The 15,224-nt window shown below is 36.0% G+C and carries 12 protein-coding genes; 10 read left to right on the plus strand and 2 right to left on the minus strand.

Going from position 1 to position 15,224, the window contains the following annotated elements:
* Nucleotides 1-9: 9 nt before the first annotated feature.
* Nucleotides 10-747 (minus strand): hypothetical protein, encoded by a 738-nt coding sequence (locus tag X953_RS01770; RefSeq protein ID WP_040954102.1) that lies wholly within the window; start codon nucleotides 745-747, stop codon nucleotides 10-12.
* A 357-nt stretch (nucleotides 748-1,104) separates the two neighbouring features.
* Here X953_RS01770 and X953_RS01775 point away from each other — a divergent pair, with 357 nt between their 5' ends.
* The 7 genes from X953_RS01775 (at nucleotide 1,105) to X953_RS01805 (ending at nucleotide 10,373) form a co-directional block, all read left to right on the plus strand.
* On the plus strand, nucleotides 1,105-3,369 hold the full coding sequence (locus tag X953_RS01775; RefSeq protein WP_040954103.1) for an AAA family ATPase: 2,265 nt from the start codon (nucleotides 1,105-1,107) through the stop codon (nucleotides 3,367-3,369).
* A gap of 20 nt (nucleotides 3,370-3,389) precedes the next feature.
* Nucleotides 3,390-4,256 (plus strand): hypothetical protein, encoded by an 867-nt coding sequence (locus tag X953_RS01780; protein WP_040954104.1) that lies wholly within the window; start codon nucleotides 3,390-3,392, stop codon nucleotides 4,254-4,256.
* A gap of 651 nt (nucleotides 4,257-4,907) precedes the next feature.
* Nucleotides 4,908-6,521 (plus strand): serine hydrolase, encoded by a 1,614-nt coding sequence (locus tag X953_RS01790; RefSeq protein WP_052350015.1) that lies wholly within the window; start codon nucleotides 4,908-4,910, stop codon nucleotides 6,519-6,521.
* A gap of 185 nt (nucleotides 6,522-6,706) precedes the next feature.
* Nucleotides 6,707-7,558: a DUF72 domain-containing protein gene (locus X953_RS01795; protein WP_040954106.1), complete on the plus strand. Its 852-nt coding sequence runs from the start codon at nucleotides 6,707-6,709 to the stop codon at nucleotides 7,556-7,558.
* 173 nt (nucleotides 7,559-7,731) lie between these two features.
* Nucleotides 7,732-7,848, plus strand: a complete 117-nt coding sequence (locus tag X953_RS20425) for an RAxF-45 family protein (protein ID WP_304413032.1) — start codon at nucleotides 7,732-7,734, stop codon at nucleotides 7,846-7,848.
* A 196-nt stretch (nucleotides 7,849-8,044) separates the two neighbouring features.
* Nucleotides 8,045-9,934, plus strand: a complete 1,890-nt coding sequence (abc-f, locus tag X953_RS01800; RefSeq protein ID WP_040954107.1) for a ribosomal protection-like ABC-F family protein — start codon at nucleotides 8,045-8,047, stop codon at nucleotides 9,932-9,934.
* A gap of 46 nt (nucleotides 9,935-9,980) precedes the next feature.
* Nucleotides 9,981-10,373 (plus strand): thiol-disulfide oxidoreductase DCC family protein, encoded by a 393-nt coding sequence (locus X953_RS01805; protein ID WP_040954108.1) that lies wholly within the window; start codon nucleotides 9,981-9,983, stop codon nucleotides 10,371-10,373.
* A 292-nt stretch (nucleotides 10,374-10,665) separates the two neighbouring features.
* Here X953_RS01805 and X953_RS01810 read toward each other — a convergent pair whose 3' ends face one another.
* Nucleotides 10,666-11,007, minus strand: coding sequence for a 2Fe-2S iron-sulfur cluster-binding protein (locus X953_RS01810; RefSeq protein WP_052350016.1), 342 nt, complete (start codon nucleotides 11,005-11,007; stop codon nucleotides 10,666-10,668).
* Between the two features lie 203 nt (nucleotides 11,008-11,210).
* Here X953_RS01810 and X953_RS01815 point away from each other — a divergent pair, with 203 nt between their 5' ends.
* From X953_RS01815 to X953_RS01825, 3 genes are all read left to right on the plus strand, one after another.
* Nucleotides 11,211-13,253 (plus strand): ABC transporter permease subunit, encoded by a 2,043-nt coding sequence (locus X953_RS01815; RefSeq protein WP_040954109.1) that lies wholly within the window; start codon nucleotides 11,211-11,213, stop codon nucleotides 13,251-13,253.
* 93 nt (nucleotides 13,254-13,346) lie between these two features.
* Nucleotides 13,347-14,444 (plus strand): diguanylate cyclase, encoded by a 1,098-nt coding sequence (locus X953_RS01820; protein ID WP_040954110.1) that lies wholly within the window; start codon nucleotides 13,347-13,349, stop codon nucleotides 14,442-14,444.
* Nucleotides 14,444-15,196 carry a GNAT family N-acetyltransferase gene (locus X953_RS01825; protein WP_040954111.1) on the plus strand — a complete coding sequence of 251 codons (753 nt, stop codon included), beginning with the start codon at nucleotides 14,444-14,446 and terminating at the stop codon, nucleotides 15,194-15,196. The genes X953_RS01820 and X953_RS01825 overlap by 1 nt, the downstream gene beginning before the upstream one ends.
* Nucleotides 15,197-15,224: the final 28 nt, after the last annotated feature.

Below are 15,224 nucleotides of genomic sequence, written 5' to 3' on the forward strand. Positions count from 1 at the left end.
GATCGCACACTAAAAGTGGTATATATTTGGTTCTAACTTTTCCTTGTTTCCTTTTACATGTGGCTTCACCCATGTCTTTTTCCCTGAAGGCAGAGTTCGCCAGTGTCCTCTAACTGTCCAGGCTTCTTTCATTCGTTGATAGGCTCGTCTTTCTTCATCGGTGATAGGAGTTTGTGGAACTTTCACATTATAAACCACAATTTTAATTGGCCGAGTGTTCTTCTTCTTTTTTCCGTGTTTCGCCTTTTTAGTGCTCTTTTTTCGGACAGTCTTAGACGATACCCGTTCTTTTACGTCACGATACAGTTCCATGTAATTCATCAAGGCGATATGGCTGGAGGTAATAGAATCCAAAAAGTGAATTGCATGTTCTTTTCTTAGACCTATATGATTTTCTGTGTTTATGGTTAGATCGCTTTTTAGCTCAGCATAATTTTTGATGCCTTTCAAAATGTATTCCACCTGGTTTTCACTAATCATTCGGTAAATTTCATAATAGACTCTCACATCGTCCAATTGTTTGAAATACAAAATAAGCAATTTGGGGGTTAATTCATGTGCTTTTACAATTGGTTGAGTGTATATCATGTTTGGGTCAACCTCATGTGAAATCAGGCCTTCTTCCAACACAGGGCGAAAGTCATTAAAGGCTCCATCGTGAATATTAAGCCACCAGTTATCTAAATGCTTTGAATCCTCTGCTGATAACAGGATTTTATCCACTTTATCAAGTCTTTCAAAATTCACAATTACCCCTCCATTTCCCTTTTTCTACATAATATCATACCTTCCTACTAAAAAAGTAAGGAAAATCCATATTAAGCGACCTAGATTTCAATACTTGTATATCCTAGTTTTTGGTGAATACCTGAAATAAAGTGAACGGATTAGATGTTTTAATCTTTTAGCTGAATCTGTTGTTTAGTGTGCTGATCCCTTAAAATTGGCATCCGTTAATTTCAGGATGTTTTTATATACAAACAGATGCTGGGAAGAGAAAAATCAAAATATTTAGTGTTTTATTTGGGCTTGTAAAACTTTTCCTGTAAAATAGAAATTGACATTAGGCAAAAAATACTAGGAAAAAGTTAGGAGGGCACTAAAATGATAGAAAAGATTAGAATTAAGGAAGTTGCGTCCTATGATTCTACTGGAATTGAGGTTGATTTGGGTAAGGTTAATTACATTTATGGGAGCAATGGTACAGGTAAGACTACTATTTCTGAATTGCTAAGAAACAGCGAGGATCAAAAGTTTTCTTCATGTAATATAGAACGGAAACAAGGAAGTTCTGACTTTGACCTGTTTGTTTATAATAGAAATTTTGTCCAGGAAAATTTTAATATCCGTAATGAAATAAAGGGGATTTTTACTTTAGGTAAAGAATCTACTGACATATTAGCTTTAATTGATGAAAAAATGAAGGATGCTGAAAAACATCAAGAACGGATTGGAAATTTAGAAAAGAATATAGAGGAAAAAGATGGGGAGTTAAGAAACTTACAAACAGAATTTGTTAACCAATGCTGGGATTTAAAACAAAAATATGATGAAAACTTCAAAGACGCATTTACGGGTCTTCGAAATAATAGAGAAAGATTTATGGAAAAATGTTTGAATGAAGCCGAGAATAACAACTGTGAACTATATACATTTGAAGAATTAAATAGTAGAGTGGAATCCGTCTTTAAAAGTTCGCAAGTAAAAGTAAGGACTATTCCAGAGATTCATTACGATAGCTTGGTAGAGGAACAACCAATATTTCAAACAAAGATAATAGGTAAAAAAGATATAGATATTGCTAGATTGATATCTGAACTAAATATAAGTGACTGGGTACAGCAAGGGCATAGACATATGGAAGGTACAGATGGTATATGTCCATTTTGCCAACAAGAGTTACCAGTAAATTTTAAGGAAAAGCTGGATGAATATTTTGATGAGACTTACACTGAACAATTACAAAGCCTTAATTCATCCATAGAAAAATATGAAAGAGATACAATTGGCTTTTTTGAAAAGTACAATTTTCTTATAACTGAAGACATACCTTATATTAATAAAGAGAAAATAACATCCCTATTTGAAATAATAAATTCAACATATAAGGAAAACATTCAGTTGCTTGAAAGAAAGAAAAATGAACCAAGTAGAAGTATTAAGTTAAGTTCAATAACAAGTTACCTTGAGCAGATAAACTCAGAGGTGGAACAAGCAAATGTACAAATAACTGAATTAAACAGGGTAATTGACAATATTAAAGAGGAAAAAGAGAGGTTAATAAAAGATATATGGCGATTTATTGTGGAAGAGAATAAGGGCCACTATGAAAGTTACATGAGTAATTTTAAAAGAGAGAATAGAGCTTTAGAAGGAATGAAAAGCGGGAAGGACGGGCAAAAGGATCACAAAAGGAGACTAGAAGAAGAGGCCATTGAGCTTCAAAATCAGTTAACAAGTGTTTTACCTTCTATTCACGAAATTAATACGCTTCTTAAATCATTTGGGTTCACAAATTTCCAGTTAGCAGAATCTGATGAACAGGGTAATTACAAGATTGTAAGGGAAAATGGTGAAGATGCAAACGAAACGTTAAGTGAAGGAGAGAAAACCTTTATTACCTTCCTCTATTTCTATCAGCTTATTAATGGAAGTAATGATCAGGATAAAGTAAATACAGCAAGGGTAGTTGCGATTGATGACCCGATTTCTAGCCTAGATAGCAATATACTATTTATGGTAAGCAACTTGATAAATAATTTAAAGAAAAAGGTAAGGAGTAAAGATTCGAACTTTAAACAATTGATAATATTGACCCACAATGTTTATTTCCATAAGGAAGTTTCTTTTAATAAAGGTATGAGTAATAAAAGGCAGCCTGATGAAACATTTTGGATTATCAGGAAGACGGGGAATATATCTCACATTAGTGGGTATGAAGAGAATCCTATAAAGAATTCATATGAACTACTTTGGAAAGAATTACGAGAAAATCCTAATTCAATAACAACACCAAACATTATGAGAAGGATATTAGAAAATTACTTTAAGTTCTTCGGGAACGTTGATGTTAATGAAATTGTTGAAGGGTTTCCTGATGAAGATAAGGTGGTTTGTAATTCTTTACTTTCTTGGACTAACGATGGATCGCATCATGTGAACGATGATTTATATGTGGATAGCAACCAAGAACTAAATAAAATCTATTTTGAAGTATTTAAAAGTATTTTTATAAACTCTAATCATGAGTCCCATTTCAATATGATGATGGGGGACATTGATAGTGAAGAGGAGAAGAACGAAGCAAACAATGAGGCTAAAAAGGAAATACAAGAAGCATTGGCCCAAGTTGCTGTTGGTAAAGAATAATTGACAAGGAGGGTGCAATAGTGTCAAAAACGATCCATTACGACCTTACAACCTTTGAAGGTACAATACATTCACTCGGGAAATACTTAAATTTAACTGAAAGAGAAATTAGTAAATATATCGCTAATAATAAGGATGATTTTGACAGCGATGAGTTCATTGAATTGTTTCAAATAACAGATGAACAAATGCTGTCAAGTGAGCTTATAATGTCCTCCCTCCATGTTACTACTAATAATGATGAATGTTCGAGTATTAAAAAATACGGGCTAATTAACTTGCAACAAGCTATATTGTTAGACACTCCATTAAATAAATACTTACAAAATCATGGTGTCGAAATAGATTTAGCAAAGAAACAAATTCATTATAAAGGGGAAATTTACGATATAGCCAAGGATTATCAAGGTCTTGCAGGAAGAGATTCAGCCAAATGGGTGAGTTTTAAATTATTTGAGGATTACCAAATTAATTCGTTCTTTTCTAGTGAAAATGTACTAAAGTATGGAGGGAACGTGAATGAAAATCCCGAATTCCTATATAATTTAGCACAACTTCTGAAAGATGGAAAAATAAAATATGATTGGATGAATAACAACAAGAAAAAATGCTACATAATTAAGTTCGAAGCACCTCTTAGTAATATTAATAATTTTTACCATAGGATTTACACAGAAAATCTTGAGGAAAATGAAATTGATTTGATGAATAGAAAATGGATTATTGAAAAATCGTTATCAATTTTAAATGATGGAATTTTCCATGGTGGTTATACCAAAGAAATTCATTGTGAATTGAAACCAAGTGTTTCTATACCGTTTAGTAGTATTATAAAAATATATACTCCAAACGAATATTTAATGGAATACAAAATAATCAAAGAATGAATTAAAAAATCACAAAGTCTTTTTAGAAATCTTTTTTGCTATTGGCAACAACTAAATAAGTATGGGGTTACTACCCGGTCTTTTTTCCATATTCTTGTTCTATTATATCTTCCTGTAACTCTCTCCTTCCCCACGTAACTTTGTTTTTCCCTGCTGTAACTAAGTTGGTATCCGGAGTAGAAAAAAGAGGACGGAGAGAAGAACGGAAGCACGTAATGTTCCGATGGTTTTTCAATAAAAAATCAATCGGTTTTGCCAATACAAAATCAATATAAATTCGGGCTGGATCCAATAGTGATTCAGTCTTTTACTTTTCGCCAAAATTGGTGAAAAGTCCTCCAATCACTTACCAATAGCGGCTTCGTATAGTGTCCAATTTCTTTCCAGTTGTTAACCTAACTGTATCAATCCGAAGGATTTCCAATCACCTATCATGTCTTTTTCAATATTATTTCCAATATCATTTCATCAGTTTTTCATTTCTTTTCTCCTAATTCTTCATTCTATTATGGAAGAACTTAGTTACAATGTCCGAATGTTCTATACAACCCAGAAGTGGAAAAAGAGGGGGAAATCGGGTGTGCTGGGGAAGAACTAAGTTCCATTGCCATAAGGGAATGAAGAGGGGATGGAATCAAGAGGGGCAAGGGGGTGAGGGGGATTTGGGGCAGGGAAGAACTAACTTACAGGTACATAACTGTTTTTGAATGGGCATCCGTTTCTAAAATTCTAATTTGGATTAGTGTTTTACAATTAGTAGAGGCAGGAAAGCTTGATTTAGAAACAAATATTGAAATATATTTACCCAATGATTTTCATTATCCAAAGAAATTCGAAGAACCTATCACGATGTATGACTTAATGCATCATTCGGCTGGTTTTGACGATAGTTACACAGATTTAATGATTCATCAATCTACTAAGAAGACTTCATTAAGAGAAGTACTTGAAAGAGCAGATATTAAGCAAGTATTTTCGCCTGGAGATGTTGTTGCTTATTCAAATTATGGAAGTGGCCTTGCTGCTTATATTGTGGAAGAAGTTAGCGGTATAGACTACCGGGAATATGTAAGAAAGAATATCTTTGAACCACTTCATATGACGAAAACGGCAATAGATCCTCACCAAGATGACAATAAATGGGTAAAAGAACAAAGAAAAAAGGTGCAGGGATATACAAATGCATTACATTTAATAGAACCTAACAATTACTCAATCCCCATGTTTCCAGCAGGTAGCGTTATGGGAACTGCTGACGATATGCAAAAGCTGTTGCAAGCATTATTAGTTGAGGATGGAGCACCTTTATTTAAGAATAACAGAACGATTACTCAGCTGTTTAAACCAACTTTATTTTATCCGGAAACCAATATCCCCAGAATTGCAAACGGCTTATTTTATTTACCATCAAAGAGCCCAGGTGTTTTTGGACATGGAGGAAATTCGAAGGCTTTTAGCTCTTCTTTTTACGTAGATAGGATAAATCGTATTGGAGTTTTGGTTTTGACGAACATGAAGGATGAAAGCACATTCACTCATGGTATACCTGAAACCATTTTTGGTAAATATGAACATGTTGAAAGAGACCTGGGTCTGGAAAAATCATCTCAATGGGAAGGAATATATGAGCCAGCTCGGTTACCCCGACATGGGTTCAGCAAGTTATATGGTTTATTTCTAAGAAGCCATACAGAACAGCACGGGTCACACGATATTGGGATTAATGACTTATATTACTCTCAGCTGGAGCCTGGCATTTATAAAACAGACGATGATTTTAGTATGTATAGTGTTGACGTTTATTCAGAAAACCCGCAAAATAAGAAGATTTTATCTAGTACATATTCAGATTTACTTTACATTCCTTCCTATAAACATTTTCTGGAGTGGGCAATAATTATTCTGGGGTTACTAGCTTTCATGTTTTCTGTTATCTATGTGATCGTTACTCTATGTAAAAGGATATGGAGTAAAAAGAATTTGCAAATATTTCATTTTACACAGCATCTTCTAAATATCCTTATGTTTACAAATGTCCTTTGGATCGTTTTTAAGACTTTATCGATGGTGAGTTATTCATTTCTTAAACCATTCTTAACTTTAAACCTTATTTATGTTGTTATTGTACTAGTAATTAGTGGTTTTTTAATTATAAAACTAAAAAGAAATAGATTGGTAAATTATAATAAACGTATTTCTGTGATGACGATTATGTCTGCCGGTATTTTATGTATAAATATTTTATATTGGGAAATTTATTATTAGATGATTGTAGGTATTGTAGAAGAAAATCGGGATGAAAGTAAGGAGACAATCAAGCATTATTTCTTACCAGCAAGTTCAAGTTTTATACCCCTTCTTCTCTCATTCGAAAATGTTACTCCTTTCCTGTAATATAATAATAATAAATATGTTGTGGAAAGTAGCTTACTAAAAAGGAGGTAGCATGGGTGATATATATAGGTGTAACCGGGTGGGGCGATCATCACTCCTTATATCCACCTGACCTGAAATCAAAAGATAAACTGGCCGAATATAGCAGCCATTTTCCAGTAGTAGAGGTAGATACATCCTTTTATGCTATCCAGCCAATACGTAATGCAGAGAAATGGGTGAAACAAACACCGGAAAATTTCCGCTTTGTGGTTAAGGCATATCAAGGAATGACAGGACACCAACGAGGAGATATCCCTTTTGAAACAAAGGAGGATATGTTTAAGGCCTATATCGAATCTCTAGTGCCATATCAGAATGCTGGTAAACTGGCGATGGTATTATTTCAATTTCCGCCATGGTTTGATTGCAGAAAAGAAAATGTGAATTATCTCCGTTATTGTAAACAGCGGATGGGCGACATTCCTATTGCCTTGGAATTTAGAAATCAATCATGGTTTTCGGATGAACTTCGTCAATCCACCCTGGACTTTATGGAAAAGGAAGGCTGGATTCATTCCATTGCAGATGAGCCACAGGCTGGTGACAGATCCATTCCAATCGTTCCTGTCGTGACCAATTCAAATAAAACATTGGTTCGTATGCATGGCAGGAATGTTCATGGGTGGAATAAGCCAAAGAATGCAGATACTAACTGGCGCGATGTGCGTTATTTATATAAGTACAATCAGGAGGAGCTCTTGGAATGGAAGCAGAGGATAGAGAAGCTTTCACAGGAATCCGAAGATATAATTATTCTTTTCAACAATAACTCAGGTGGAGATGCTGCAGGGAATGCAAAGGAATTTCAGGGGCTGATGGACATTCAGTATGAGGGCCTTGCACCAAGGCAATTGGACTTATTCTAATGTGCAATCAAAGCGCTCCACCTCTCTTATAAGTGAGGCATTGTTTGTACCAGTGCTAAGCGAGCGCTTGCGCTTTAATATCTCTCTTATAATTAAATTAACTGAAATACTTGAAAATTGTTCGAATTACGGATAGAATAATAGTAACTATTTAGAACGGAGGTGGGTTTAGGATGTTGAATACTACTGTTTTTATGCGCGGATATTGGAATGAATTCCTTTATTTCGTCCGTGCAAAATTTGCTGTTGCAGTTGCTGACGGGATACGTGTGCCCTTTTCTAGCAACTGAATAACAATACAAAAACAGTGAAAACATCTCTATACCCACATATAAAGGATTAGGCGAGAGTCAAATGGTTCGTAGCTTTTGCCTGTCTATGTATAAAAAAGAGGAGCTTTTTCATGCTTCTCTTTTTTATATTATTTTTTAGTGCCATGGGGAAGTGTCTTCCTCATGGCTTTTTTTATTTTAGGAGGAAGTAAAGATGACAATATGCAGTGTAAATAAAGTAAATAAAATGTATGGTGGAAATTCCATATTCGAAAATATTTCATTTGAGATTAAAGAAAAGGATCGTATAGGTCTGGTCGGTCGTAACGGGAGTGGAAAGTCCTCCTTGTTTCGACTACTGGCTGGCGAGGAAACACCAGATGAAGGACAGATTCACTGGAGAAAAGGAATTCAAATTGGCTATTTAAAGCAAATTCCTGATTTTGAAAAGGGAGCTACTACGAAGGAAGTGCTTCTGACTGCTTTTTCACGGCTTTTGGAAATAGCAGAAAGTATGAGGGTATGCGAAGAAGCAATGAGCAGGGAATTAGATGAGTTTAAATTAAGCACCTTCATAAAACGTTACGGAGATTTGCAGGAGCAATTTACACGAGGAGGGGGATATGAAATAGATGCAACTATAGAAAAAATAGTAAATGGGCTAAATATAAGTGGATTGCTGGACAGATCGTTTGCTTCCCTGAGTGGGGGTGAGAAGACAAAGGTAGGTTTAGCGCTGATTCTCCTTAAGCAACCTGATTTGTTGTTACTGGATGAACCAACAAACCATTTGGATCTCATGGCAGTTGAATGGCTGGGAGAGTTTTTACAAGAGTATCCGGGGACCACCGTAGTAATTTCGCATGATCGCTATTTTCTTGATGAAGTGATCACAAAGGTATTGGATTTAGAGGATGATGAAATAAATTGTTATCATACGGACTTTTCCGGGTTTGTAAAAGAGAAGGAAGAGCGTTTGTTAAACGAGTTTCAAGCATATCAGGAGCAACAAAAGAAAATGAAAAAGATGAAGGAAGCCATAAAGAGACTCAGAGATTGGGCGAACAGAGCTAATCCGCCAAATGAAGGTCTTCATAAACGGGCACGAAATATGGAAAGGGCGTTGGAACGTATGGAAAAGCTAGCCCGCCCAGTACTACAGCGAAAGAAAATGAATTTGGAGATGGAGGCAGGTGGCAGGAGTGGGAAAGATGTGATTATACTTGAGGAGATTTCCAAGCAATTTGGAGATCGCGCTCTTTTTCAAATGGTTAATATGCATGTGACATATCAAGACCATGTGGCGATTGTTGGTGAAAATGGAACAGGAAAATCGACATTGATTCATTTAATTCTTGGGAACCAAGAGCCAGATGGAGGTATTGTCAAAATAGGTAGTAATGTGAAGATTGGCTACTTGTCACAAAACGTCTATCAGGATATTGACAATGAAACAGTAATTGACAAATTTAGAGAAGAAATAGCAGTTACGGAAGGGGAAGCGAGGAACATTCTGGCAAGGTTTTTATTTTACGGACATATGGTGTTTCGGAAGGTCTCCCAGCTTAGTGGTGGTGAACGGATGAGGCTTCGTTTAGCACAGCTCATGCATCAAGATGTAAATTTGCTTATTCTTGATGAACCGACCAACCATTTGGATATTGAATCACGGGAAGTGCTAGAGGAAGCATTGGAAGATTTTAATGGTACGATTTTGGCTGTATCACATGATCGTTATTTTCTTAACAAACTATTTCATAAGATATATTGGATAGACTCCAATACAGTCCATGTATTTTCAGGAAATTATAACTGGGCAAGGGGGAAGTTGGAGGAGAAGAGGTTGAATGTGCAGCTAAAAGAAAAAAATCGCAAGAAAGCTAATCCAATTCAGCCGTCCCAAGATCATACAGTAGAAGAATGTGAAATTGTAGTAAGGTATGAAAAAGAAGTAGAGAAGCTGGAACAAAAGATAAACGAATTGGACATAGAGCTGGGAGAAACCAGCGATTTGGAAGAATTGCAATCGTTGTTTGGGCAGAAGCAGAAATTAGAATTCAAACTTGAGAAAGTATATGAGCAATTGATGGAAGCGCTAGATTAGAGAGAGTCTTTTAAGTGTAAAAATTCATTAAGGAGGTGTTGTCTCCTTGTCTAAAATTATATTGTTTGATGGAGATTGTAATTTTTGTGATCAAAGTGTTCAATTTATAATGAAACGCGACCCTAAGCAGAAGTTTAAATTTGCTTCATTACAAAGTGAAGCAGGGATTAGGCTGGTAAAAGAATGTAAGATTCCTGAAGATGTAGATAGTCTGGTCTATATTAGTGATTCCAACTGGTATATTCAATCTTCCGCAGCTCTTCGAATTAGCAAGCATCTAAAAGGAATTTGGAAGCTGGGTGTACTTTTTTTGGTGATGCCAAAAACGTGGAGGGATGCAGTATATCAAGTTATTGCTAGAAACCGGTACACATGGTTCGGTAAGAAAGAAAGCTGCAGGTTGCCGACGCAAGAGGACCGGGGAAGGTTTTTAGAATAGGAAAGACGGCATGGGAGAGTGTCATGACTATGAACGAACTGGATAGGCGATTACGCAGAGAGGGAGTGTAGTTAATGGACAAAGATAGCTGTATCCGGAGAAGAACTGTCCAATAGAGTGTAGCTAATGGACAAAAGCAGCAGTATCCGGAGAAGAACTGTCCAATAGAGCGCGTCTAATGGACAAAAGCATCTGTATCTCGAGGGAAACTGTCCAATAGAACTCCGCTAATGGACAACATCAGCCTCCATCCAGTGAGCGCTGTCCAATACCAAAGCTCTCTCCAAGGTAATCATTCCTGTCTTGCTTGTTCCAGTAATGCTCGAATCCTAGCTTTATATGGATCTTCCGGAATAACTGCCTCTATATCACCATACACACGAGTTTGGCAGCTTAAACGAAGGCCTTTTTCGAGATTGCTCTCTCCCAACTTCCGTGCTTCTTTCGGTTCAGGTGCTGATACTGCAGATTGATTGGCGATGGTAACTTTGCAGGTCAGACAGGAGGCTTTACCACCGCATTTATGGCGTAAGGCTACCCTTCCTTGTTTGGCTGTTTCAAGTATGGTTCTGCCTTTTATTGCTTCTACCTTTTTAAGTAGGCTAGTTCCATTATAAAAAGTAATACTAGGCATAGAGAATCCCCCTTTCTAGTAGTGAATCAATTATCCTTACGAATGAAATTTGCTAAACGGACATTTGTGGTTTTTCTATAAAAATACCATATCCGTTATAGGCCCATGATAACATTTTCTTAATAAATTTAGTTAATACAGTCTAATATATCAGAAAATAATGTTATTATTATTTTAACAATTTTTAATTTTTGGGGGACTTTATGAAATATTTTCGAATGATTTTCTTTTATATCCTTGGTATTATTTCTATTCTAATTATTAGTGTGCTACCAAATTATTTTTCTAGTTTAGGATCCCCGGAGGCGCCAGGTTTTTTAAAACAAATAACTGATATCTTAGTCACCTTCGTGAACCCTGATAGCTGGCTATATGCTGTGGAGGGGTCTCCTGGGAAATTTTCAGTTCTTGATGTTCTTTGGGAGCCATTTCTGTATTCGGCAAAAATCTTGGTTGGAGCGCTCCTTTTAGGAGTCGGACTTGCATTTATTTTAGCCTTTTCTGCAAATTTTCTACCGAAACATATATTGCAACCAATAAAGCGCATCCTTGACTTCTTGGAATCTATACCAGATCTTGTTTTTGCTACGCTTTTACAGTTCTTGGTGATCTATGTCTATAAAAAAAGTGGTGTTCATCTGTTTGCAGTTGCTGGTTATATGGAAGATAAGGTTTACCTTGCACCAATTTTAACTCTGGCTATTCTGCCAATGGTGACCTTGTTTAAGCTTTTTTTACTATTAATAGAAGAGGAATTTATGAAGGATTACGTTGCTTTTCTCAAGAGTAAGGGGATTTCCAGTATAGCAATATTAATGAAACATGTATTGAAAAATATTATGCCAAGCTCTTTTTATCATATGAAGTTAGTAATTTGGGCAACACTTTCCAGTCAATTCATTATAGAGCGTGTATTTAATGTTCATGGGTTAACATTCTTTCTCATGGAAAGCTTTACTCCAATGACCATTGCTTTTTCTCTGATTCTTATCTTTACACCATTCTACTTCTTTTTTCAGCTCATGGATTTATGGCTGGGGAACGGAGAAGCTTCTTCCAGTCAGTTTAATTTTGTAAAAGCTATGAAACAAGCAAGGCGAGGAAGTTTTGCCGAATGGATGAACTATGTTAGGCATCAACTCTTATATCAAATGAGAAATGTGGGTAGTTCTTCCAAAAGAGTGAGCAAGCAATTGTTTCGTCTTGTTACATCTCATTTGAAAAATTGGAAGTTTGCTCTAGGTGTCTCTTTTTTTATTGTACTTATTGGCTATAGCTTTCTCTATTCCACGATTACGGACAACCGTGTGGAGCAGGCAACAATATTATATGAAGAAGATGGTGTAACGATACGAAGTACACCTCCGCATCCACCATCAGAAGCTTTTCTGTTTGGCTCTACTGAACTTGGTTTCAGTATTGCAGATCAACTTATTATTGGTGCAAAGTATACGCTAATTTTTGGACTTCTGATTGCTTTTCTCCGAGTGCTTGGAGGATTATTGTTTGGAATTGTGTTTGCTTTCTCCCTGCCTTATCGATTTCAAAAGGCAATAGAGAAATTAACAGATTCTATTCATTTTTTACCATTAAGTTTAATTGCGTATATCTTACTCCGCCCAATTTTAATGCCAACACAATCAGGTTTTGCGTACTCCTTTACGGAACGAATTATTTTGGAAATAACGATATTAACTGTAATGGTTATTCCCTTGACAATGGTACTCACAGGTAAAGAGATGAATCGTCTTCTGCAGTTTGAGTTTATTGCAAGTGCGAAAATTTTGGGAGGAGGTAGTTTTCATTTGTTCTGGAGGCACATTCTTCCACATATGGGTCCGCGATTAACTATTTTGTTTGGCCAACAATTTATCCAGGTATTGTTAGTATTTATTCATCTTGGGGTTTTTAATCTATTCTTTGGAGGTACGAAGTTGTCCTTCGATCCAATGATGGGGGACCCACCCAGTTCAATTAGTTATGAGTGGTCTGGTATGATCGGTGCTGTAGCCAGAGGTTCTATTTCTTCTGGGCATTATTGGTACTTGTGGACACTAGTTGCATTTGTTTTATCTATTTTTGCAATGCAACTGATTATTCAGGGTGTCAAGGAAGTTCAACAAATAAAAGTTGGAGTTATCTTTAAGGTTAAAAAAGTTAAAAAGAAGGACGCTGCCAAAACAAACATGCAAAACACAGTCTTTTCAAAGAAAGATTTCAAGCAAATAGGAAGAAGAGAAGCATAATCTAGAACTGTAATGAAAAATGAATTGCCTATGGACTTACATGCTAATATTGGTAAACTAGTATGGAACATAAGAAAATAGGAGATTCGTATAATGGAGAAATTGTTTTTTTATTTTTTGGAGAATATGGCTTTAATTATTGCATTAATGTTTTTGGGCTTAAAAGCAAAGGAAGTACTTTTACGGAAATACAAAAAAATATTCAGTTCTTTATGGGTGTACCCGCTATTTGTTACCCTCTTAACCGTGGTTGTCATGTATAAACCATTGGAATATGAGGGAATGAAAATAGATTTGCGTGCTGTCCCGTTATTCTTTGTTGCCTATGCTGGTGGATGGAGACTTGGTATACTTTCAGGCATTATACCACTTTTATTCCGAATATATTTAGGGGGGCCTACTGTTTTAATTGGTATCGTACAAACCATCATTATGCCAATTTGCTTTGGGGCCATTTTTAAACATAAACAGGAAGATGCAAATAAACAACATCCTATATTAGACCTAAGCAAGATGATGTTTTATTTCGTTATTTTCGAGGTCATTCAAGCTATTTGGATGTATTGGTCGACAGAAGTTACTGTATTAATTACTGTGTCGATGTTCATCTTTGCTTGTATTGCTGCATGGTCGATGGGACTCATTTTTAATGATGCACATCGAAGTCTAAATATGATAAAACAATTGGAAATATTATCATACCAAGATGCGATGACACATATTCCAAATATCAGATATTTCAAAGAAAAACTGCAAAAAATGGTGGAACGGAAAGAGTCCTTTGCCATTGCAATGATCGATGTCGACTTTTTTAAAAAATATAATGACACAAACGGCCATCCTAAAGGAGATTTTGTGCTGAGAATAATTGGAAAAATCCTTTATGATAGTTGTGGTGCTGCTGACTTTGTTGCAAGGTATGGTGGTGAAGAATTTATTATGTGCTTTCAGAAGACTTCTTTACAACAGGTATCTGACATAACTGAACGTTTACGAAGATCAGTGGAGGCATATATTTTTGAAGGGGAAGAAACACAACCAGGAGGATTTCTGACTATCTCAATTGGGGTGAGCTATTCGAATGCCGGAACGAGCATGGAAGCAATTATTGAAGAGGCTGATAAGGCTTTATACCAATCAAAAAGAAACGGTAGAAATCGGGTGACGATAGCCGAGAAGGGGGATAACTAATGAAGCAAATTACATTTAAAAATATACAAAAAATTGGAGACACCGTATATGAAAATGAACGTTATATCCATGTTCATGATTCGGAACTGACCTTAAGGTATGATAGTAATTATATCGAATTTAAACATATGCCCACATTAGCTGAGTTTGACCAAGCGGCTGCTTATCTAAGGGAATATCACCTTGTGCGCAACCAGCACCATATGAAGTTTTATTTTCCGGAAAATGAGGAGCTCCCCGGAGAGCTGGCTCATCACCTCAAGGAGCAGAGCTATGAGATAGGTTTTATGGAGCTATATGCCATCAATCCTATGCAATTTCCACGGCAAACTCAACATAACTCCATGATTGCAATTAAAGAAGTATCGGAAGAAAATCTGGAAGTGTACATGGATCTGCAATATGAGCAGGAAGCAGTAAATGGCGTTGATTTTGCTAAGCAGAAGATACAGGTACACCAAGACAATTTTCTTTCTGAAAATGTGAAACAACTCCTTGCTTATTTTCAAAATGAGCCAGCAGGATCTCTTGATCTCATACTAACAGACACTACAGTAGAAATAGATGGATTTAACGTGCGCGAACAGTTCCAAAAAAAGGGGATTGGCAGCATGCTACAGCAATATGTTATGGATATGTATAAAGATAAAACTGTCATTTTGGTTGCCGATGGAGAAGATACCCCACGGGAAATGTATAGAAGACAAAATTATAATTGTCTTGGTTTTCAATATGAAGCACAAAAGTTTTAAACATATAAAGCAACTAGGCGATATTCTC

Origin of the sequence: Virgibacillus sp. SK37 (assembly GCF_000725285.1) — a bacterium.
GTDB lineage: Bacteria > Bacillota > Bacilli > Bacillales > Amphibacillaceae > Virgibacillus_Q.